We start from the raw sequence: 24075 nt of genomic DNA on the forward strand, positions 1-24075 counted from the left end.
TTAATTTTCACAGTTTTTGGATGCGTGCGTCTTGTAGTTATTCATATGACTAATTCAGGAATGTTATGGACAATCAAGTTCTGCAGATCTTAAATATTGCGCCCAGAAATACGGGGCAAGATTTAGAGGCACTGCGTCAGCAAGGCATAGCTAGAATACAACAATTCGCGCCCAATACCTGGACCGATCACAACCGTTTTGATCCTGGTGTAACGGTACTAGAAGTGTTGGTGTATGTGCTGTCTGATCTCAGTTATAAGTTGGACTATCCAATTCCGGAGCTATTAGCGCAACCACATAGTGGGGGAGTGTTAAATTTTACGAGCCCGAGCAAGTGTTATTTAGTCACTGTGTGACAGAAGATGACTATCGACGCCTTATTTTAGATTTACTAGAAGTTAAAAATGTACATGTTATATCGCGTCAAACCGAAGGCTCAAATGCCACTGTTTTAGATTTTAATGTGCTGTTGTACTCAACTAATGACGACAAAAAAACAAATGTAACACAGCTGATTAGCCGTGTATTTAGCCAAGCTCGATGCGTGAACCATAGACTAGGTGATATTACATTTTATGACGTCAGTAAAGTGACAATAGGCATGACCTTGTCATTACAACATGTTGATAATTTAGTGGCTTTATTAACGGATTTGTATACGTTAATCGGTCGGGAGATCTCCCCTGATATCCCTAAGTATTCTGCGCAGCAGTTATTACAACTTGGCATGAGTACTGGGCAAATCTATCAAGGACCCAAATTACATCATGGCTTTGTACTAGATGAAGACTTACATAAGTCATCTTATAGCGTGCGCTTGTTTAGCTCAGACATTTTAAGTGTATTACATGGGTATGAAAACATAGAGCGCGTTAACGCGTTTCGGTTTTTAGCCGATCAGAATAATGCGGATGGGAACTACAATGCTCAAGATGGTTATGAGTTTTGGCAAATTCAATTTGGTAGCGATGATAACGAGCAAATCGTTAACATTGCGCAATTAGGCTTTGATGAAGATAATTTTTTTAATGACTTAAATTTACTGATTGATGGTCAGTCATATCAGCTAACCGAACAAGAAAAAACCCTGATACGCCAAGGTTTGCAGGTGCTTAATCAAGCTCCTCAAGTTACTCAGTCAGTCATGTTACCTGAATTTGAGCAAGCAGGGCATTTAGGATTAAGTGACTATCGTTCATTACAGAATGAACTTCCACAAGTGTATGCTGTTGCAGAGCACACCTTAAATGAAGCTATTGATAGTACTGAAAAGGCTCGATTACTACAGTTTAAAGGGTATTTACATCTGTTTGATCAAATACTGGCAGATCAGCATAAACAACTTGATGTTTTGCCCGATATTCTCTCGCTTCCAAAGCCGCAATCATTTGAAAGTTTGGGTAAGTTACTCGATTGTATGTTGGCTAGTGAATCGTTAAATGCTCAACAGGTCGACGTATTTTGGCAGCATGCTTGCACTTTACCGCATTCGCAATTAAGTCAGGCGCTAGAAGAAATAAGTGGAATTGAGCATTTGTTAGATACTCAATCGCTTAATTACAGGCAGCGGGGCATGCAACACAGCCTTGAGAGTGACTTTTCTATTGCACAATTGACACGATTAAATCAAAGCGTAGACCATTTACTAGCACGATTTGCTGAACGTCCTGTTGATAGTAATTTATTAAAATACAAAGCGGTATTTGCGCTTTATGCACCAAGCTTAAAAGATGAACGAGATCCTAACCCTGATGAATCATTGCTTGAGCGTTTGGTATTGTTGCGTCAGTACATAGATAAATGCCGCTTGCTAAGTGAGATTGGTGATTTAGGGCAGAATCGTTGTCGTGGTTTTGATTATCTTTCTAAAACTTTACAGTATCAGCATTGCAGTTCTATGGCTAAGGGTATTATGCGCCGCCTTGGCATGTCGCACCCTGGTCAAATGCCATTGGCCACCCATAACCGAGAAAGCTTTTACTTGGTTGAAGGGAGTTTACTTACAACGCCAGCACTGAGCGATACTTTACATGTCATTTTACCTGATTGGACAACTCGTTTTGCCACAGCAGAATTTCAGGATTTTGTACAACGTACGATCCGTGAATACACGCCGTTGCATATGCCTGTGCAATGTCTATGGCTAGACAGAGAAACGATGAGTTTATTTGAACGCTTATATTATGGTTGGTTGAATTATTTTGCGCAAACTCAACGTACTCGTTTTAGTGAGCAAAATGACACTCTGCTAAATATTACAGAGCAACTTAGCCAGCTACTAAGTTCTTTTTTAATTGAACCCAAAAGTACTGATGACAAAGGCCACACTCATTGGCTGCTTGCAGATTTAATACTCACGTATCAAGCACTGCAGCATGGTAATTGGAATGCAATAAAAGCCACCATAGTGGAGCTACTCAATACCTACGATAGTGAACATTCAAATACTGATTTTATTATCACAGGGCAAAACGCTGATCAAATACATGATTCGGTTAATGAGAATATCCTAAGCCACGATGCGAACTTTCCCGATGGATTTGATGCCGATACTATTTTTTATCTAACAGCACAGCATCACATTGATGAAATCTGTCGCCCTAGTCTACAAGAGCATGCATCCCGTCAGCAGCGGCTCGCCATTAGCTATACGCCTTTGGCTTATTTAAAGCCACTTTTTCCTGTGTCTATTTCTGCTATTAATCCAATTTCGCCAGAGAAGTACCAATTTATCGTTGCTAACAGCACGCCAAATCGAATTTAATTAAGGAACACATAATGACTACACTTAATGATCAAAATGCGACGTTACCTGCGCATGCAACAACAGTAATTGAAAAGGAAAACCGCGATTCACTTATTGAGAAGTTTGATGATCTAAAAACGCCCTCAGGCAATGATTTTGAGGCGTTGATCCGCTCTAGTTTCAATCAAGTAGATGATCCTATTCAAGTGGTTAAAGTAGATGATAAAAGTGAATTAGAAGTGTCTGCACCTCTGACTATCACATCTGATACACAAACCAATGAAAAGTTGAAATTAAGTGCTAACGAATTGAGCATGACACAAGGTGAGACGCAAACGCTAAATCTCGATAGTGACAGCATGGAAATGTTTGACGGTGTATTGTCGCTTTCAAAAGACGATAAAAAGCTGCAAGTTTCGGGCACTGTACAAGCAAGTATGCTCAATGCGACTGCTCAGGTGAATACGGTTCAACTTAATACTGATGCATTGCTGGTTAACAATGCCAGTACAGAAATCTTACGTGCCGAGCTTGATGAAAATACAGCACCTAAAGTCACGATATCTGGTGATGCAAACATCACAAAATCTGTTACAGCTAAATCACTTAATGTGACGGATACAATTGATGCGTCAGATTTGGTGGTGTCAGTATCATCGACACTTGCAAATGCCAGTGCCAATACATTAGTGGTTACAGGTAAAACAATACTTAGCGACAAGCTTGAAGGTGAAAATGCGATATTTACCAGGCATCTAGAAGTAAGTGACACATTAGGTGTGGGGATTGATGCGCAAAGTACACAAGCTAAACTGCACATATCAAAACGCAGTAGTGATATGGATGCCTTGCTGCGAGTAGATGACTATAACAACGATACCACGCCATTTTTTATTAATTCTGAAGGTAAGGTTGGTGTGGGCACAACGGATGTTGCTGCCGATTTTCATGTGGCCAGTGATGCGCTTTTTGGTGATATACGAAATGCGCATTATGTGAAGCTTAACGGGCTAGATAAAAGTCACTTTGAAGGTAATGTTAGTGTCTCTGAATCAATGTCAGTGGGTGTGAATGAATTACCGATTGACGCTGGAAGCTTAGCGGTATCAGGTAAGCTTGCATTGGGCAAAGTTAACGCTACGGCTAAGTTAGATGTGAATGGTAACACCGGAGAGTCATTATTAAATATAGCGACGAACGCAGCACAGTTTGTCAAAGTCACAGATGCCCCATTGCTAGATGAATCAAAAATTACGGTGTACCAAGCAACTAAAATCAAAGATGCTTTAAGCGTTGAGGGACATGTCACTGGCGAAAGCGTAACAGTAAATCAGCACCTTGATAGTGATACAGCAACAATAAATGGCCAGTTAATTGCTGGCAGTACAACGACTGATAGTTTAACGGTGAACACTCACGCTGATATTGAACAAGCGCAGATTTATAATCAGCTTAATATTGCTTCAAACAATGATCAACTAAACTGGGAGTGCGACGCAAAGCTTGCTGTATTGAGTAGTCCAAGTAACCCTTCAGGCGTTGAGATCAGTCATTTTAACGGCCAAGCAGTGACGCCTATTATCACCAGTAAGATGGATAAATTAGGTCTTTTTGAATCTAACCCAATGAAGTCCTTGCACGTAGGAGCTGATGCGCTGTTTGCGCACTCTGTAGATTTTGCCAGTGATATTAATGTATTGAACAATAATGACGAAGCCATTTTTAGCGTCAACGATATGAATGTGGTTGTGGGGAACAGTAATTATTCCACACAACTTAGTGTGCATGGCGGTGCTGGTATTTTTGGTAATACAGAGGTTCATGGTCAATTAACGGTGGGTGTTGCTGGTAATCCATTATTAAGAACTGCCAACTCGCAAGTGCATATCACCCAATTGAGTGAACAAGCGGCAATAAAAGTCGAACATGCCACTGAAGGTTTTGCAACTTATATGGCTGCCGGTCAACTTGCTATTAACCAGCCATTACCAGTATCTGATGTGAATTTTGCACTAACTGGCCAAGCTTGTGTGACTGGTCAAGTGCAGATCATGGGTGAGGCGAACTCAGGTGAAGAGGTTGCGCTTGAAGTTCAAGGCGACACTAAACTAAAAAACAAGCTGTGTGTTAATGGCACGGCTCAAGTTGATGATGGTTTATCACTTAGCGTAACGAATAATAGCGCGCAGCAACAAAAAGATGCCTTAGCTGTGCAAGGTTCTAGCCACCTAGCTGGCACTTTATCTGTGACAGATGCCGTTGATTTTCATAATGGCTTAACGGTAACAGATGGTGCTGTGACCTTTTCTGATAACTTCAATGCTAATGGTCCAACGACCGTCGATAATACACTCACAGTGAATGGCCATGTGAGTGTTATGGATGGTATGAAAATATCGCCCACTGAAAGCGGTAATGCGTTACTTGTTGAAGGCGGAGCGCAATTTGATACTGATGTAGAGATAGAGGGTGACTTAAATCTATCAGATAAACCGGCAAACGCACGATTACATATTCAAGAGCAAGGAAAGCAAGGGCTTTATATTGAAAGACAAGGAGGCCAGGCGGGTTTAGTATTTAACGACGGTCGATTAGGTGTGGGTGTTGAGCGACCCGATTATGCGCTCGATGTTGCTGAAGATAGTCAGTTTAGAAAAGACGTTGGGATCAAAGGGCGCTTAGAGGTCGATGAAAGTTTACATGTTGATGAGTATGCCAGCTTTAGAAGTAACATTAATGTGTACGGTAATAGCGAACTCGCAGGAGAAGCGCGCTTTGGTTTACCTTTTAGTAGCGTTATTGATGACGAATCAGCAGGTATGCCTGCGGGTATAGCACAAGTGGCTATTGACCAAAATCATTTTGCAAAAGCTTTTGCTGTTTACCATCAAGGTGCAAAACCCGTTGTGATTGAAGATGGTAAGCTTGGTGTACAAACCGACTCACCAACACAAGCATTGGATGTTAACGGCAATGCAGTATTTAGAGGTGATGTTGAGCTTAAAGGAACGTTGCACGGCTCTGGTCGATTAGAGTGCTTAGATGGAGCAAAAATATTTGGCGATGTTGAGCTGCGATCGGACTTAACTGTTAGTGATGATGTTCATCTCAAAGATACGTTGTTAGTGGATGGCATCTCAACATTTAATCGCCATGTTGAAGTGAAAAGTGAAAGTACATTCCAAGGTTCGGTAAGGCTCAATGATGAGCTTTCGGTCCAAAATCACACGTCATTGCGAGATACCCTTACAGTTGCTAAGCAAGCAACGTTCCAAGGCGGCATAAACATTGAAGGATTAGAGGTTGGTTCACAGGTGTCTGTTACACCAGCAGCCACGTTCAATAATGCAGTAACAGTGCATGGTCAAGTTAATTTACTTAGTACTTTGCAAATGGGAAGCCGTATAACGGGGCCCTCTATGTCGGTATTTGGCACTGAGGGTGATCATCTTATCAATGTTGAGTCGGGCAAAGATGCTGCTCCATTAATGATTCAAGCTAATGGCCACGATGCCCTACACATAACATCAGAAGGTAATGTTGGTATCGGCACGCAAGCACCAAGCTATAAATTAGATATTGAAGGGGATGTACGTGTTCGCAATGCATTGCTGGTGGATAATAGCTTAAGCTTTGCTGATGGTGCCATCATACAAAGTGATTGCACTGTAAATGGGTCACTTAATTCATCAACACTCCAATTGGGTGAAACCCAAATGATTGACTGTATATCAGCTGATGTTGATCTTGGTGGTGATATGGCTTCAGATGAAGCACTGGCAACACAGGCTGCCGTAAAAGCGTATATAGATGCGCATTGTTGGTCGTGGGCTAAAAGTAACAAAGTACTGTTGATACAAAATCAGCAAGAGTTTGATGAAGTGATGAGCCGAGAGTTGCTCTGCAATGTGACTATTTTACTACTGCCACACACCAGTCATCCACAAATGAACCGAGTTTACAAATTGAAACAACAAGTACGCATAGGTTCAAACGTTAGTATTATAGGTTTTAATGAACGAGAAACGCGCATTGTAAAAGAACATGCAGGGTGTCGCTTTTTAATTCATGGTCAAAGTGACGCGCTGATCAAAAGTGTTGAAATGCGTGGTTTTACCTTCGATGGTTCATTACTTAATGGTGGCTTGTATGAAGGTAATGGAGGCGCATTTCATTTACGCTATGTGCGAAGCACAAAACTTAATTGTGTCATCGAAAATCATCATGTTAATGGTGATGGTGGGGCTATTTACGGTGAAGCTGACGTCAGTGGTGTCGAAGCTAGCAATATTAAACACTGTTCAGCAACACGCCAAGGTGGCGGTGTGTATGGTGTGCGAGAGTCAACTTTAGATGTGTCGTCATGTCACTCTGAATATGGCGCAGGTGTTGCGTATTGCGATGATTGTCAAGTAGTTGCACGTGCTAACACCGCGGTGCTATACGGTGGTGGCGCATATAAATGTCAAAACCTGATGGCACAGGGTTATTGGCGAAGTAACCGTGCGGAGGCGAGTGTTGGGCATCATATTTATAGTGCAGGAGGAGACATTAGTCACGATGACCATACACATCAAGATTACTGGTGGCATGCATTATATTTAGATGGCCCAGTGATGTGTGGTACTCAACCTTGGCGCAATGATCACTTTTAATTATGAAACTAACCATCAAACAGTTTAGGGCTGATATACAGGCCCCTCAATCAGCTTTGCGTGCATCAGACATAACCTTGGATGATGTTCAAAGTCAATTTTCAGAGTGGATCATGCAAGGTCTATCACAAATGGACTGGCCTGAATTAGATGAATCAGACTTACAGCTTGATACGATTAAGTTACCTGATTTGGTTATTGATTTGGCTGAAATTGATTGGCAATTTGTAATGCTAGACCCATTTGCAGCGTTTAAACATTATGTTTATCCGCTGCTGAGCGACAGCATAGCAAGGCCATTAAAACAATACCGTAAACAGAACTCTGCTCAGTTCGCTGTGATAAATAGCCAAGGTGCAACTCGTCTTAATAGAGTTTTACTTAGTTTACTTACAAAATTAAGTAAACAAAATCCACAGGGAATAATGGCCAAGACGACGCTTAGACTTGAGTTAAAAAGGCAAATTAGTGAAGCAATTAAAACCATCTCTAACCCGCTTCAGCAACTCCAAGCAGAGCCAAATTGGCCGCAACTTAGGCAAAGGTTAGTACAGTTATTCAAACAAGATAAAACGGTACTCCTGTTGCTGGTGGCGCCACTTTATAATGCGCAAGAACAGCAAAGAGTTAGCAAATTGTTGGCTTGCTTAAGTATGGCGCAATGTGATCGTTTTATTCGCTTATTAGAATTTACGACGAGTATCACTGAGCATACTGAGCGCGAACAACAGTGCATTTTGTTGCTCTCACTACATGAATTATTTGTTGCCCATAGCGCTTTTAGCGAGCGATTATTACTACAAACTACTGCTGTACTTAATACACCTAAATATAGGCAAATGCTCAGCATGTGGTGTGTATTAAATAAAGCGCAGTGTAATAAAAAATTACTGAGTGATTTACAGCGTATTGTGACTAGTGCTGCGAAGCAAAGTGATCTAGCAATTGAGCTGGTTGAGCAGTCAGAGTTGGTTAACAATGACAGTAGGAAACTAAATATAGCCAAAAAAGTCAATGTTTTAGGGGTAAAGCAACAACAAACTTTAAAACAGGTATTAACATTATTACAGATCCTTGCTGATTCACATGCTTTACCAAAGCAAAGGCTAAAAGCTTGGTTCGCACTGCAGGTTATTCGCGCCAATCAAACACGACTAAGCGTAACTTTAGCTTCCAAATTAACCCAAATAACTCAAGCGGTCGGCGATACTTTTCGAAAGAGAGAAACACCGCAGCATACAGTAGATAAAATAGTAAAACTAACAGACAAGCTAGGTTCTGAAGGACTATTTAGTTGCCACGTAAATAACCAAAAATTGGGAGTGTTGAGGCTCTATAGCTTGTTGAGTCGGTTGCCTGATGTGCCAGCTCTACTCTTAGAGAGACCGATTAAATGGCAAGTAAAAAAGCGTATACCTGAACAAGAAATACAATGCTGGTTTGATGACGTAAATAGATGGAGTAAGCAATATCAGCAAATAGCGACGAAGAAGCAATTAGATGAGTTCGCTATACAAGTTAACCATAATGAACTATCGACTGTGCTCAAACAGATTAAAATTTGGTTGGTGCAGTATCAACAAACGATGTCCCTAGATGCCTATGATCACATAGTACTACCTTGTGTTATTGAACTATTGAAAAGCTTACCTATTCAAAAAAACTCGAACTTATGGTTGCAATTACACAGTACAGAAAGTGGTCATGCACTTAATCGGATCGTTGAAAAGTTACAGGTAGAGTGTCAACGCGCTCTTTCAGATGAATCAACTACTCAAGCTAACTTAACTGGATTGTTATTTGATGGTGCGCAGAGTGAAAAAGCTATGCATGAGTGTTTAGATAAACTTTATCAAAAACTTAACCGCAATTTAGTAAACATGGTTCAAAGTTTTGAGCAACAACATGCTTTAACATCTGGGCAAACTGCAATGAATAACCGTGGCTCTATTACTTGGCAATGTTACGCTAGAGTCACCCACATGGCTAAATTTGGGTATAAATTACAGTTTTGCTATCAGCCATCATTACAACGTGTTTATCGTTTTGTTTTAAATCAGCAAGTATGGCTTGCTAATGAACTAAGTTCATTACTTTTTGGTGAAATAAAGCAAGATGAGCAGTGCAAGCAGCTGCAAAAAATAATTACACAGCACGTTCAGTCTTTAGGTTTGATTGAAAAAGAGCTACTTCAAAAGTTACCGCTCATAGCGCGTGCCGAGGTTGGTTTGGATGCTTGGTTCACACCTTTGATTAGTCATGCAACAAAACATCTAACAGAAATGAATAGTGTATGGCTGCAGCCTTTTAATATTGAGGAACTTTATACATCACGCATAGCAAATTTCAATGATGAACAAGTTACGGTTTTTCAGCCACAAAAAAATGAGCGACGAGCTGACAGCGTTACTCATAACATAACCCAAGAATATGAGGTGGATGAAAAACCTCTAGCGGTGCAATGTAATTTGCAAAAGCATAAAGTTGATACGCATATTACACATGGAGCGGTATCAACCTTGGTTGAGGACGAGCAAGTGTCTTTCACTAAAGCTACCTTAAATGCCACTAAAGACGATGACAAACTACGTAATAATTTTCTACCAGATGTACTTACGCATGAAGATAACAATGACAGCGTATTGTTAAACATGAGTAGCGATATGAACATAAGTCATAAACCTTCAGAAACGTTTGAGTATAGCGATGAACATCAAGTTAATGTCGATAAAAAACAAGTGACACTCGATAATAATTCAGCGCAAGTGTCTAAGCTCAATATGCAAAAAATAGCGTTTGAAAATAATAATACACGCCAAAGTAAGGGGGTATAAAACAAACTCAAAGCTCACATGTCGAGCTGGATATAGAGACAATTAAAGACGATGAAGTACACCATGGTTCAGCGTTATCAGCACAGAATAATAAGCTTAATAAAGTGAGTTCATATACAGAGGAAACCATAGGTACTCATTCATCAATATTAGTTAAACATGACGCAAAAGAAGCATTGATAGCACAGACGCTCGTAACTTCGCCTCAAGGAGAGAAAAACCTAGTAGTAACCCGCTCAGAAACGCTACTTAACGCATTAATGGCGGTTGAACGCGTTGATGAAACGCAAAACTTATTAGCTCATATAGAAAAACGAGCTGATGTTCAATCAACACTGCAAAATTCTGATCTCAAACAGGCAATTAAACAAAGTAAAAGACTTTTAACAAAGCTTGCCAGAACCACGTCTTCAGAGGGCGAAAAAGGGGTTGTTCAAAGTGCTATTTCACAAGTTAAAACGCAGCTAGCGCAATTACAACAAGTGAATGAACAGCAAAGTGAGCCTGTCACATTTGATGTGGGTTTGGTTATTCTATGGCCTTTTTTACCTACTTTGTTTACCAGGCTTGAGCTGATGGATGAAGGGGAGTTTAAAAACGATGACACGCAAATGCAGGCGCATGCCGTGCTTTGTTATATCGCTAATATTGATCCACTTATTGAAGTTAGTTTAACCGTTAATGCGTTGCTGGGACTGCCATTAGATACCCAAATAGAGGAACCCATTGAGTTGAATGAACAGACAATTATGGCAATTGATCATATGTTACATGCGCTTGTGAATCGTTGGGAAGTGTTAAAAAGAATGCCAACTATTGAGTTTTCTAAGATGTTTATTACACGAGAGGGGACGGTTGAGCAAACAGAATCAGGTTGTCACATTCGCGTAGTGACTATGCCGCAAGACGTTCTAATGTCAAAGTTGCCTTGGGGGCTTGGCATGGTGACATTACCTTGGTTAGGTCAAGTGTTACTTCATATTGAATGGAAGTATGGTTTTTAACAAACAAGTTACAGAGGATTTTTATGCATACCTATAGCGAAACCAACACGCATGAGTTGATTCTTACACATCAGCATAAATCAACACTTTATGACGCTGCTAAAGCGAAAGCCGATAGCACTCGCCTACTTAGCGAATACGATCGCAAACGTTACTTTGACGAGCTGTTTTCACACACAGTGTTAGCGCAGTTAAGTGATATAAAAATAGAGTTGGCCAGTCATGGTTACGCGAGTGAAGTTATGACGAAAACAGCTCAGTTAGAGAGTGGCAACACTGTTGTTGATTTTATTTATGAAGTCACATTTAAATTTAATGGTAATTTACAAAGTGACAACACAATAACCTCCGGTGATAGTCAAATGGTATTTTTCACACAACCAGGCAGCAATCATATTGCTTGTCGTTATAAAACAGCACAGTTAAATAGTCAGATACAACACTTATATTTTGACGATGAAGGATACAGCCACTTTCTAGCGAATGGCGAGTCTAAGACTTTGTGGCACGGGCATTTAAGGAATCATTCAGAGCTAGCATCAATCCTTGATGATTTTATTTCACTTATTTTTATTGAAAAAAGGACTAGTTTGAGTCGAATTTAATTCACATTTCTAATGCCCGCACGTTATTCCTAGAAGTTCTAACAAAGGAAGTGATAATGGCAAATTATGTGCAGGCATTTGAAAAAGTCTTTGCTTTAAAGCGTGAAGCAGCAAACATTTATAGTGTCAATATTGAGGATCTCACCTGCTGGCAAACCATGAAGGACATTGGCTTCTCCTCATCTGAGCTATACCAACTATTTAAACATCATTACTGTGAAGAAATATGGCTGCAGTTGCAGGAGAAAATATCCAGCAACAAAGTATTGCTAATTTATTATTTAAAGCATCAGTTAAAGGCTATGTTGACGAATTATTAGTGCAATTTCAGCAGTGTTTTTCACTCCCTATTAGTGGCGTAATGTGTTCGTACACGCTGCAACAAATTAATCAAACTGATCAGCCTAGGCTCACTATATGGCTTCGTTTATATACTCTTTATTTTGATATTTATGCCAATCAAACACACCTATATTCTCAACTCGAATATTCACCGGAACAACACTTTTTTAGTCCTCAAGTTTGGCTTCATTAAGTAGCCCTATTTAAAGACATAACCCTCTTCCATACTCTCCTTCCTTCTCCTGTTAATAACGACTATTGCAGCGACTGACTAAGGAGGCTTTTGCCTCCCCTCCTTCCCCAAAAAATTTATTAATCAGAGGAGTAATTTTGATGAAAAAAATTTTGAGAGTTCATCGGACTGCGATGCAAAAAACAAATCTAACCCCGAGCTTGAGCAAACAAATATAGATCAATCTACCAATCGTACTATGCCTCAAGATATTGTCATTATGTTAATAGGACGATGGGCGATGCCCACTACGGTAGTGTTAGTCTTAGTAACTTGCCTTGCTGGATATTTTCTTGAGCTTCAAGCGTTTACTGCCGTGGTAGGAATGATATCGCCGGTAGTGATGGCACTAATTATGGTCATAAAAGAAGCTTTGATAGGAGGTAGAAACAAGCGTAACCGAAAGAAGTAACAAAGCTGGCAGTAAGTTCCCATACTGTTATCCAATTCAACAAAACATAAGACCGTAAGGCGATAATAAGGGTAGGGCGTTTATCAAGAAGTTTAAAAGTAGAATGGTTACCTACAGCCGTTTATCGAAATAACTCAGAAATAGAGAAAGATATAGGTTGTTACTGTATAGATTAAAGCTTGGAGGGCTACATAGTCACAATAGGCGGCTCGCCTTACTGCTACGGATGGAAAAATTAATTTACTGTCTAAAGTTAGTTGATCACTCCCCTCATTGATAAAGTGATTAATGCGGGGAGTTTAACGTTTTCAGATATTGAAAACGTTTATGTGTATCTTTTTTACACTAACCTCTCATGGTTACAAACTCTTCTGAGCCAGTCGGGTGAATAGCCACAACAGCATCAAAATCAGCTTTAGTTGCACCCATTTTCATGGCAACGGCAAAACCTTGAATCATTTCATCCACCGCAAAACCAATACCATGTAGGCCAACTACTTTTTCGTCTGGGCCGGCACATACAAGCTTCATTTTACAAGGCTGGCGATGTTTAGTTACCGCTGTGTACATAGCCGTAAAGCCAGATTGGTAAATCTTAACGTTTTCTTCGCCATACTGAGAGATAGCTTCTTGCTCAGTAAGGCCAATAGTACCAATTGGTGGGTGACTAAATACAACAGTAGGAACTAGGCTGTAATCCATTTTTAAATCATCAGGTAGTTCTTTATTAAATAAACGCTCTGATAAGGTACGCCCTGCTTTCACTGCTACAGGCGTAAGTTCAATACCGTTTTCGATAATATCGCCAACCGCGTATACATTTTTAGCTGTGGTATTTTGAAACTCATCAACTTTAACAAAACCATCGCTGTTAACTTCTACGCCGGCAGCGGCTACATTAATTGCATCTGTTGTTGGCTGGCGGCCAATGGCCCAAATTACTTGGTCAACGTTATGAGTTTTGCCATTATCTAAATGTAGCGTTACAGAGCCATCATCTTCTTTAACTAATTTATGAGGTACAGATTCTGTATGAAGAGTAGTGCCTTCAGCAGCCATAACATCAACAAGTGTTTCAACTATGTATGGGTCAAAGTTACGAAGTGGAGAATGCTTACGAACAAATAAATGTGTTTCAGTACCTAAACCATGTAATACACCAGCAAGCTCGACGGCTATGTAGCCTGCGCCAATAACGGCAACGCGCTTAGGTTGCTCTTTTAGCTCAAAAAAGCCATTTGAATCGATACCGTGTTCAGCACCTTCAATATGCGGAATGCTTGGGCGACCACCTACTGCAATTAATATATGGTCGGCTGTGTAGTGCTCGCCGTTTACTTCAACTGTTTTATTATCTACAAATTTAGCAAAACCTTTAATTACAGTAACGCCATTGCTTGCAAGGCCACTGTCATAACCTTTATGAATTCGGCCTATGTAGGCTTCACGGCTTTCTACTAACTTGCTCCAATCAAAGCCTTTAACTTCAACATTAAAGCCGTAATCTGGGGCATATAAATTAATTGCTTCAGCAACCTGAGCACCGTGCCACATTACTTTTTTAGGTACGCAACCCACGTTTACGCATGTGCCGCCCATGTGTTTTGCTTCTATAAGTGCTACTTTAGCGCCACGCATTGCCGCTCTATTTGCAGAGGCAATACCACCACTGCCACCACCGATTGCAATATAATCAAAGTGTTGTGTCATTTTATGTCCTTAGGCGTTGAGTTTTATGCGCATTAGCATAACATTAAGTTTTAAAAATAAAGAGTGTTTAGGTGACCTATGTTTAGTAAAAAAACATTCGAATTTCTTGCTCAGCTTGATCAAAGCAATAATAGAGACTGGTTTAACGACCATAAATCACAGTATGAGGAATACGTAAGAGAGCCCGCTTTAGATTTCATTAGGCAAATGCAAGCACCACTTGCTGAGGTTTCTAGCCATTTTGTCGCATCAGATAAAAAAGTCGGCGGTAGTTTAATGAGAATCCATAAAGACGCGCGTTTTAGTAAAGATAAAACCCCATATAAAATTAATGTAGGAATTCAATTTCGCCATTTTATGGGAAAAGACGTACACGCCCCTGGTTTTTATTTTCACTTAGCAAATGACGAATGTTTTATAGGTGCTGGTATTTGGCGACCAGAATCAAAGGCGCTTAACGCAATTAGAACCTGCATAGATGAAAACCCAAATAGCTATAAAAAAGCAATTTATGATGAGCAATTTAAATCTATATTTGAAATGTCAGGAGAGTCGCTAAAACGCCCACCAAGAGGTTTTGAAAAAGAGCATCCCTTAATAGATGAGCTCAAACGAAAAGACTTTATAGCCATTAGCCCACTTACTCAAAAGCAAATATGCAGCAATAACCTAGTTGATACGGTACTAGAACGTTATAAAGTGGCCGACTCATTAATGGGTTATTTGTGCTTTGCTTTAGAGCAACCTTATTAAAATTACACAACTTAAAAGCAGTTGAGTTGTTTTTTTACTTTTAGACCCAATTTAAAACGTAATGCATTAACGCAAAGAGAGTATTTATGAGCAACCCACTAATTGGCCTTGAAGGCTTACCACCATTTTCAAAAATAAAGCCTGAGTACGTAGTACCAGCACTAAAAGACGGTATTGAGCTTTGTCGTAAAGCCATTGATGACGTGCTAGCGAAAGGTTCGTACACGTGGGATGACTTAGTATTACCCCTTGAAGAAGCTGACGACAAATTATCGCGCATGTTCTCCCCTGTATCGCATTTAAATTCAGTAATGAATAACGACGAATTACGTGAAGCTTACGAGCAATGCTTACCGTTAATATCTGAATATTCAACATTTGTAGGTCAGCACCAAGGTTTATACAACGCGTATAATACGCTTTATAACAGCGACGAATTTAAAACGCTGACTACAGCACAACAAAAAACAATTACTAATGCGCTTCGTGATTTTAAATTATCGGGTATTGCATTAGCACCGAAGCAGCAAAAACGCTACGGCGAAATTAGCGCGCGTTTATCAGAACTAGCCTCAAAATTTGGCAACAACGTAATGGATGCCACACTTGCTTGGCACAAACATATTACTGATGAAAGCGACTTAGCTGGCTTGCCAGAATCTGCTTTAGCGCTTGCAGCTGACACAGCAAAAAGTAAAGAGTTAGACGGTTGGGTATTTACCCTTGATTTCCCGTCGTATTTACCAATTATGACTTATGCAGATAACCGCGAACTCCGCAGAGAAACTTACACCGCGTTTTCTACGCGCGCATCAGATCAAGGCCCTAATGCCGGTGAATTTGATAACTCAGAGATTATGAGTGAGGAGCTTGCGCTTCGCCATGAACTTGCACAGTTACTAGGATTTAACAGCTACGCTGAAAAGTCACTGGCAACTAAAATGGCCGAAACACCGGCGCAAGTATTCTCGTTTTTAGAAGACCTAGCGGCTAAATCAAAACCACAAGCAGAGCAAGAAGTGGCAGAGTTAAAAGCCTATGCTGAGCAAAAGCATGGTATTTCTGAATTAGAAGCATGGGATTTTGGTTACTACAGCGAAAAACTTAAGCAAGAAAAATACGCTATTTCAGATGAAGTACTACGTCCTTACTTCCCTGCAAATAAAGTATTAAGTGGCTTATTCGAAACCGTTAACCGCTTATTTGGTATTAGCGTAAAAGAAGTTACTGACTTTGATACTTATCACAAAGATGTACGTTTTTTTGAAATTGTAGATAGCAGCAATACCTTACGTGGACGTTTTTACCTCGATTTATATGCACGCGACCGTAAACGCGGTGGGGCGTGGATGGATGACTGTATGGGTCGTAAAGTACGTGCTAACGGCGAACTACAAACTCCAGTGGCTTATTTAGTGTGTAACTTTAATAAAGCGGTTGGCGATAAACCTGCATTGTTTACTCATGACGAGGTGACAACCTTATTCCACGAGTTTGGTCATGGTATTCACCACATGCTTACACAAGTTGATGCTGCTCCTGTTGCGGGTATTAATGGTGTAGCGTGGGATGCGGTAGAGCTTCCTAGTCAGTTTTTAGAAAACTGGTGTTATGAAGAAGAAGCATTGAGCTTTATTTCAGGTCATTATGAAACGGGCGAGCCGTTACCTAAAGAGCTACTTGATAAGCTACTAGCGGCTAAAAACTACAACTCAGGCATGCAAATGCTACGTCAAATTGAGTTCTCGTTATTCGACTTTAAAATCCACAATGATTATAAAGCGGGTGAAGAGTGTCAAATTCAAGCCGTACTAAACGATGTGCGTAGCCGTACCTCGGTCGTTAATCCACCTGAGTTTAACCGTTTTCAGCATGGCTTTAGCCACATTTTTGCAGGCGGTTACAGCGCTGGTTATTACTCATATAAATGGGCTGAAGTTCTATCTGCTGATGCTTATTCTAAATTTGAAGAAGAAGGTATTTTTAACCCGCAAACCGGGCAAGCTTTCATGCAAAATATTTTAGAAAAAGGCGGCAGTGAAGAGCCAATGGAATTATTTAAAAAGTTCCGTGGTCGTGAGCCTAATGTTGACGCGTTACTACGCCACAGCGGTATTGCAGCTTAAAAAAGCTAATATTTAGCACAAACCAAATTAAAGCGCCTAATGGCGCTTTTTTATTATCTAAATTTTAGGGCGTGTTGATCTTTGGTGGTGAATTTGCAGCAGACTGTTTGGTATTTAGGCAAGGCAGAGCCTATGTAGTGTGGTTATTCCCCATAAATAGGCGATAACGCAGCATAAATGCCAAACATGCGCTGCCCTTTGGCTTCTTTCTAGGGACAAATTTCAATCCACAAAGATCAATACGCCTTAACTTATTCACTAAAATTTTTAGTAAATTCAGTCTACCGAGCTATGCTCTTAACATACCTAATAAAATGGACTAGGGCATGGCAAAGCTAATATTGGCAATTGATGACGATAAGTTGGTTCACCATATAATAGAGGAGTCTTTAGCAGGGTTTTGTAAAATTATTCATGCAAAAGATGGGGATGAAGGTTTAAGGCTCGCTAATAAATATAACCCCGACATTATTTTGCTCGATATAGAAATGCCGGGTAAATCAGGCTTTGAAGTTTGCCAAACGATTAAAAAAATGAGCTAACCAAAGATATTCCCGTTATGTTTTTATCATCCAATATTGAGTTGGCTGATCGTGTTAAAGGTTACAGTGCTGGTGCATCTGACTATATAGCTAAGCCTTTTAACGCAGAAGAATTAATGGCGCGCATAAAAGTGCTTTACGAATATCGACAGCAAGGCATAAAGTTAAAATATGATGTAGCGCACGCAAATAAAACAGCCGAAATGGCGATGACTGAATCAGGTGATATGGGCCGAATAATACGCTACGTTGGACAAAGTTATCATGCTAATAATTTCTCATCATTAAGCGAATATTTTTTAGCCTTTTTTACACATTTATATTTAGATGTTGTTGTTGTTTTTTGGTATGAAAGTAGAGGCATATTTTATTCTCAGCAAAGTGCAGTGTGCCCATTAGAACAAGAGTTATTAGAACAACATAGGCATGCACAGCGTTTTGTCGATATTAGCTCCAGCACAATTATTAATTACCCTAAAATATCATTACTGATAAAAAACATGCCCGTTGACGATAGCGCTAAATTTGGGCATTACAAAGATTTGTTTCCGCACATATTGGAGATCACCAATGAAAAAGTGATCACTATACAAAATAATGAAAATAGCTACGAACAGGCCACGCAAATAGGCATCGTGCTTGAAGACATAGTGAAGCAATTAGATTCTCAGAGCCAGGCAAAAAACAGTATTGCTAAACAGCTTATAGAGCAATTAAGTGAGCTTGATAGTGCAATTAAAGTGCAAAAAGAGAGTGATAATATTTGTGACTTAACGTCTTACTTTACCAAGCTAGATAAAACTATGCAGTTGTTTACTTCTGCTAATAGCGATTTAGCATTTATTAAATGTCAGCTTAAGCAAATTAGTGAAACTCGTAATGGGCTACTCGCTAGCTTGCGTAGTAACGATAGTGAAGTTGTCTTACAAAATACCACTGAAAATAACGATATAGAGCTATTTTAGTGCTTTAACCTGTACTGATTGATATACTAAATAGGTATTTTATCGTCGGAGTGTAGAGTGGTTATTCAGTGTGCTTTTAAAGAGTGTCGCCCTTATTTAAATGAGTTAGAAACGCGTTTTGGTTTGGCTCAATGGGCAGAGAAAAACAATGGTTTTCGGCTGAATTACGACGATAGCGGCCTGAGTTTATATAAAACAGATGAACCCAAATTAGGCGCGATCAACGTTGATTTTGTAACCGGCGCAGCGGCGCATAGGCGCAAGTTTGGTGGAGGTAAAGGCCAAGCAATTGCCAAAGCGGTTGGCTTAAATAAAGGCGCAACGCCCGTAGTGCTTGATGCAACTGCCGGCTTAGGGCGTGATGGTTTTGTACTTGCGTCACTTGGATGCAACGTTATATTACATGAGCGCCACCCCGTAGTCGCCGCGTTATTGTATGATGGTTTGCAACGTGCTTATAACGACATTGAAATTGGTTTGTGGATGAAAGAAAACATGAGCCTTGTCTTTGGCTCAAGCCATACATTATTAGCGCAATGCGAGAGCATGCCTGATGTTGTGTATTTAGACCCTATGTTTCCCCACCGCGAAAAATCAGCATTAGTAAAAAAAGAAATGCGTGTATTTCAAGAGCTTGTTGGTGCAGATACCGACGCTGACGATTTACTCGAATTCGCCTACCCACTTGCCAGTAAGCGCGTAGTAGTAAAACGTCCCGATTACGCCCCATTTTTAAATGACAAAACCCCAAGTATGCAAATTAAAACCAAAAAGAACCGTTTTGATGTGTATGTAAAAGCGGCAATGGTTTAAACACTAAGAATAGATTGGTGTTTTTATACAATTAAATTGTCGCTGAAACCATAGTTTATAGTTTGCTTGCAGCGACATTAAAGTCGACTCACGTAAGATGCCTTATATTAGGCCAGATCTTAGGATCTCGCCTTTTGAATCTAGGATCTTATTACACTTTCGTGTTAGAATTCGCGCAATTTTTTGGTATAGGTAAGTAGCATAGCAATGATCTTAGATGATATTCGCGTTGTTTTAGTTAACACATCACACTCAGGCAATATTGGTTCGGCGGCTCGCGCCATGAAAACCATGGGTTTATCAAAACTGTATTTAGTTGACCCTGCATGTGAAATAGACAGCCACGCGAGTGCTTTGTCTGCAGGTGCTAGTGATGTTTTAGGTAATGCTGTTATTGTTGGTACAGTTGAAGAAGCCATTGCCGATTGTGCATTAACAATTGGTACAAGTGCACGTTCACGTACGCTTTCTTGGCCTATGGTTGAACCTCGTGAATGTGGTGAAAAGCTCGTTGCGGAAGCTATAAATGGCCCTGTGGCATTAGTATTTGGTCGCGAAAACAGTGGTTTAAGCAACGACGAATTACAGCTTTGTAATTACCATGTATGCATCCCTGCGAATCCTGAATACAGCTCGCTTAATTTAGCGATGGCTGTGCAAACTCTGTGTTACGAAACGCGTATGGCGTTTTTAAATCAACAACCTAAAAAGGTTGAAGAAGATGACACTGTTTACCCAAGCTCAAAACAAACTGAGTTGTTTTATGACCACCTTGAAGAGACACTATTTAACACCGGTTTCATCATAAAACAGCACCCAGGTATTGTAATGACAAAACTACGTCGTTTATTTAACCGTGCTCGTCCAGAAGATGCAGAGATGAACATTCTACGCGGTATTCTCACTTCAATTAATAAGTCTATCCCTAAGTAACCAGAGTTCAGGTTAAGTAACTTAGGTATAGCGATTAGTTATAAAAACCAGTGGTTAAATAACTAGCTAATACTTGACTAAAATACTCAGGTAATTACAATGGCTGTAATACTTGACCAAAGAGGTCAGGTATTAAAAAATTTGTTAACTCTACAATTTAATAAGTAAGAGTTTTAAATCAAATTTTTATCAAGTGATAATACTTGACTAATTTACTCTGGTAATTAAAATTTGCACTCTTTGTGCAGGGGGCGTTATGAAGTTAACATCAAAAGGCAGATATGCCGTTACAGCGATGCTGGATGTTGCACTGCACACAGGTGTAGGTCCTGTAGCCCTTGCTGATATTTCACAGCGACAAGAAATTTCTTTGTCATACCTTGAACAATTATTTGCTCGTTTACGTAAAAATGGCTTAGTAAGTTCTGTTCGTGGGCCTGGTGGTGGTTATTTACTAGGGCGTGAAGCGGGCGTTATCTCTGTTGGCGATATTATTAGCGCCGTAGACGAATCGGTCGATGCTACACGTTGCCAAGGTGCCGATACCGGCTGTCAAAGTGGTATGCGCTGTTTAACACATAATTTGTGGTCAGACTTAAGCGCACGCATAGAAGAATTTTTGAATAATATTACCCTTGCTGAATTGGTGGAAAAATCAGATGTGAAAGAAATAGCATCGCGCCAAGATAACAGTATCAATAATGCAATTAAGCAGTTGGAAAACATTCAAGTAAGCTGTCAACTTTAAGGTTGACCTGCAGCGGAGAGAGAAATGAAGTTACCGATTTATTTAGATTACGCAGCGACCACGCCTGTTGATGAACGTGTTGCTAAAGAAATGATGCAGTGCCTTACAATGGACGGTAAGTTTGGTAATCCTGCGTCACGCTCACACCGTTTTGGTTGGCAAGCAGAAGAAGCTGTTGACCAAGCGCGTACAGATATTGCTGATTTAATTAATGCAGACCCACGTGAAATTGTTTTCACATCGGGTGCAACAGAATCAAATAACCTAGCTATTAAAGGTGCAGCACAGTTTTATAAGAAAAAAGGTAAGCACGTTATTACCGCTAAAACTGAGCATAAAGCTGTAATCGACACATGTCGTGAACTTGAGCGCCAGGGTTTTGAAGTAACTTACATGGACGTTGAAGAAAATGGCCTACTTGATTTACAAAAACTTGCCGACACAATGCGTGACGACACAGTACTTGTAAGCATTATGCACGTTAATAACGAGCTAGGTGTGATTCAAGATATCGCGACTATAGGCGAAATGTGTCGCGAACGTAAAATTATGTTCCACGTAGATGCAGCGCAAAGCGCGGGCAAAGTATTAATCGACGTGCAACAGCTTAAAGTTGATTTTATGTCGTTCTCTGCACATAAAGTGTATGGCCCTAAAGGTGTTGGTGCACTTTACGTTCGTCGTAAACCACGTGCTCGCCTTGAAGCGCAAATGCACGGTGGCGGACATGAACGTGGTATGCGCTCTGGTACACTAGCAACTCACCAATTAGTGGGTATGGGTACTGCGTTTAAAATTGCTAAGCAAGATTTCGAAAAAGATCACGCACACATCAGCGCCTTACGTAATCGTTTAATCGACGGCATTATGGCTGATATGGACGAAGTATACTTTAACGGCACACAAGACCAATCAGTACCTGGCATTGTAAACATCAGCTTTAACTTTGTTGAAGGTGAGTCGTTACTTATGGCAGTAAAAGACATTGCAGTATCGTCAGGTTCAGCCTGTACATCTGCAAGCTTAGAGCCTTCTTATGTACTGCGTGCACTTGGCCGTAACGACGAATTAGCACATAGCTCAATTCGTTTTAGTATTGGTCGCTTTACTACCGAAGAAGAGATTGATTACACCGTCGAATTAATGAAAAACTCTATCGGTCGCCTACGTGAGATGTCTCCACTTTGGGAGATGCATCAAGAAGGTATTGATTTAGATTCAGTTGAATGGGCTCACCACTAATAGTGTGAGCACATACCCTAGCAGGTAATGAGGATAGAATAATGGCTTATAGTGATAAAGTAATCGACCACGTAGAAAACCCACGTAACGTAGGTACTCTAGATAAGAACGATCCGTCAGTGGCAACGGGTATGGTAGGCGCACCAGCATGTGGTGACGTAATGAAATTGCAAATCAAAGTATCTGCCGAAGGCGTTATTGAAGATGCAAAATTCAAAACCTACGGTTGTGGTAGCGCAATTGCTTCTTCTTCACTTGTAACAGAGTGGGTTAAAGGCAAAACGCTAGACGAAGCAGCGACAATTAAAAACACTGATATCAGTGCAGAGCTTGAATTACCACCAGTGAAAATTCACTGTTCAATTTTAGCCGAAGACGCAATTCAAGCAGCAATTGCAGACTACAAAAGCAAACAAGCGAAGTAAGAAGAGAAACTCATGGCAGTGACATTGACAGATGCGGCAGCAAACCGCGTACAATCATTTTTAGCAAACCGCGGCAAAGGTTTAGGCCTGCGCGTTGGCATTAAAACGACGGGCTGTTCAGGTCTTGCTTATGTACTTGAGTTTGTTGACGATTTAAACGAAGACGATGAAACTTTTGCTGCTAAAGGTGTCACATTAATTGTTGACGCTAAAAGCTTAGTTTACATTGACGGCACAGAGCTCGATTACACTAAAGAAGGCTTAAATGAAGGGTTTAAATTTAGAAACCCTAATCAAGCAGATGAGTGTGGTTGTGGCGAAAGCTTTACCGTTTAAGCTTAAAATATCTTTGTAGTATAAATAAGCCCTGCCAGTTAATGTAGGGCTTTGTTATTTTTGAAATTAATTTCTGAATTTTATTGGTTGAAGTTATGCGCTATTTTGAGTTATTTGCAATACCCGTTGACTACAATATTGATTTAGCAACAGTTAACAAGCACTACTTGGAATTACAGCGTACTGTACATCCAGATCGCCACGCGAATGCGAGTAGCCGTGATAAGTTAATGGCCGTGCAAAGCGCCGCCGAAATTAACGATGCGTTGCAAATATTAAAGCACCCAGTAAAGCGTGCCGAGTATATGCTGAGCGAGCTAGGCGTTGATATTCGTGCAGAGCAGCAAACCTTGCAAGATCCAATGTTTTTAATGCAACAAATGGAACTTCGCGAAGAACTTGAAGAGCTAACATCAGCAAGCGATCCTGATACCGCCATTGCAAATTTTGAAAAACAAATTAAGCAACTAAACACGCAGTACAGTGCACAACTTGCCGAGCAACTCGCAAGTAACGATGAGCAGCAATATCAACTTGCCGCTGATAATATTCGTAAACTGAAGTTTGTTTATAAGTTACGCGACGAACTTGAACGTATTGAAGATAGTTTATTTGACGATTAATTACTTGCTGCAAAGCGAGCAACACGAGT

Annotated in this window: 16 protein-coding genes and 1 pseudogene; 16 read left to right on the top strand and 1 reads right to left on the bottom strand. The window is 40.3% G+C overall.

The features are described 5' to 3' along the window. The first annotated feature begins 352 nt into the window (after nt 1-352). The 6 genes from P4S71_RS11470 to P4S71_RS11495 all read left to right on the top strand — a co-directional run bounded on the left by P4S71_RS11470 (nt 353) and on the right by P4S71_RS11495 (nt 12379). The gene (locus P4S71_RS11470) at nt 353-2764 is read left to right on the top strand and encodes a hypothetical protein (RefSeq protein WP_337119787.1); all 2412 of its coding nucleotides are present in this window, start codon (nt 353-355) and stop codon (nt 2762-2764) included. A 14-nt stretch (nt 2765-2778) separates the two neighbouring features. Next, on the top strand, nt 2779-7401 hold the full coding sequence (locus P4S71_RS11475) for a hypothetical protein (protein ID WP_337150689.1): 4623 nt from the start codon (nt 2779-2781) through the stop codon (nt 7399-7401). Between the two features lie 2 nt (nt 7402-7403). Further along, entirely contained in the window at nt 7404-10235 is a 2832-nt protein-coding gene (locus tag P4S71_RS11480) for a hypothetical protein (protein WP_337150690.1), read from the top strand. Between the two features lie 104 nt (nt 10236-10339). Beyond that, on the top strand, nt 10340-11239 hold the full coding sequence (locus P4S71_RS11485; RefSeq protein ID WP_337150691.1) for a contractile injection system tape measure protein: 900 nt from the start codon (nt 10340-10342) through the stop codon (nt 11237-11239). A gap of 23 nt (nt 11240-11262) precedes the next feature. Then, nucleotides 11263-11844 carry a hypothetical protein gene (locus P4S71_RS11490; RefSeq protein WP_096794066.1) on the top strand — a complete coding sequence of 194 codons (582 nt, stop codon included), beginning with the start codon at nt 11263-11265 and terminating at the stop codon, nt 11842-11844. A 226-nt stretch (nt 11845-12070) separates the two neighbouring features. Further along, entirely contained in the window at nt 12071-12379 is a 309-nt protein-coding gene (locus tag P4S71_RS11495) for a hypothetical protein (protein ID WP_337150692.1), read from the top strand. A gap of 796 nt (nt 12380-13175) precedes the next feature. Here P4S71_RS11495 and gorA read toward each other — a convergent pair. Further along, nucleotides 13176-14540, bottom strand: a complete 1365-nt coding sequence (gene gorA, locus P4S71_RS11500; RefSeq protein WP_337150693.1) for a glutathione-disulfide reductase — start codon at nt 14538-14540, stop codon at nt 13176-13178. Between the two features lie 78 nt (nt 14541-14618). On the opposite strand from gorA, the gene P4S71_RS11505 reads away from it, so the two are divergent. The 10 genes and pseudogenes from P4S71_RS11505 to hscB all read left to right on the top strand — a co-directional run bounded on the left by P4S71_RS11505 (nt 14619) and on the right by hscB (nt 24046). Then, nucleotides 14619-15293, top strand: coding sequence for a DUF2461 domain-containing protein (locus P4S71_RS11505; RefSeq protein ID WP_337150694.1), 675 nt, complete (start codon nt 14619-14621; stop codon nt 15291-15293). A gap of 86 nt (nt 15294-15379) precedes the next feature. Continuing rightward, the gene (gene prlC, locus P4S71_RS11510; RefSeq protein WP_306725130.1) at nt 15380-17419 is read left to right on the top strand and encodes an oligopeptidase A; all 2040 of its coding nucleotides are present in this window, start codon (nt 15380-15382) and stop codon (nt 17417-17419) included. Nucleotides 17420-17745: 326 nt separating this feature from the next. Beyond that, nucleotides 17746-18926 (top strand): annotated as a pseudogene (locus P4S71_RS11515) (response regulator transcription factor). A gap of 57 nt (nt 18927-18983) precedes the next feature. Further along, nucleotides 18984-19739, top strand: a complete 756-nt coding sequence (locus P4S71_RS11520) for a class I SAM-dependent methyltransferase (protein ID WP_337150695.1) — start codon at nt 18984-18986, stop codon at nt 19737-19739. Between the two features lie 207 nt (nt 19740-19946). Further along, nucleotides 19947-20672, top strand: coding sequence for a tRNA (cytosine(32)/uridine(32)-2'-O)-methyltransferase TrmJ (gene trmJ / locus P4S71_RS11525; RefSeq protein ID WP_096792402.1), 726 nt, complete (start codon nt 19947-19949; stop codon nt 20670-20672). A 256-nt stretch (nt 20673-20928) separates the two neighbouring features. Further along, nucleotides 20929-21420 carry a Fe-S cluster assembly transcriptional regulator IscR gene (gene iscR / locus P4S71_RS11530; protein WP_002958424.1) on the top strand — a complete coding sequence of 164 codons (492 nt, stop codon included), beginning with the start codon at nt 20929-20931 and terminating at the stop codon, nt 21418-21420. A 24-nt stretch (nt 21421-21444) separates the two neighbouring features. Then, the gene (locus P4S71_RS11535; RefSeq protein ID WP_002958425.1) at nt 21445-22662 is read left to right on the top strand and encodes an IscS subfamily cysteine desulfurase; all 1218 of its coding nucleotides are present in this window, start codon (nt 21445-21447) and stop codon (nt 22660-22662) included. A gap of 41 nt (nt 22663-22703) precedes the next feature. After that, nucleotides 22704-23087: a Fe-S cluster assembly scaffold IscU gene (gene iscU, locus P4S71_RS11540; protein WP_007377675.1), complete on the top strand. Its 384-nt coding sequence runs from the start codon at nt 22704-22706 to the stop codon at nt 23085-23087. A 12-nt stretch (nt 23088-23099) separates the two neighbouring features. Then, complete coding sequence (gene iscA, locus P4S71_RS11545) at nt 23100-23423, top strand: iron-sulfur cluster assembly protein IscA (RefSeq protein ID WP_007377674.1); 324 nt, start codon at nt 23100-23102, stop codon at nt 23421-23423. Nucleotides 23424-23518: 95 nt separating this feature from the next. After that, a complete protein-coding gene (hscB, locus tag P4S71_RS11550) occupies nt 23519-24046 on the top strand; it encodes a co-chaperone HscB (RefSeq protein WP_337150696.1) in 528 nt (175 codons plus the stop codon). Nucleotides 24047-24075 lie beyond the last annotated feature (29 nt).

It is taken from the genome of Pseudoalteromonas sp. B62, assembly GCF_037162565.1.
In the GTDB taxonomy this organism is placed as follows: domain Bacteria; phylum Pseudomonadota; class Gammaproteobacteria; order Enterobacterales; family Alteromonadaceae; genus Pseudoalteromonas; species Pseudoalteromonas fuliginea.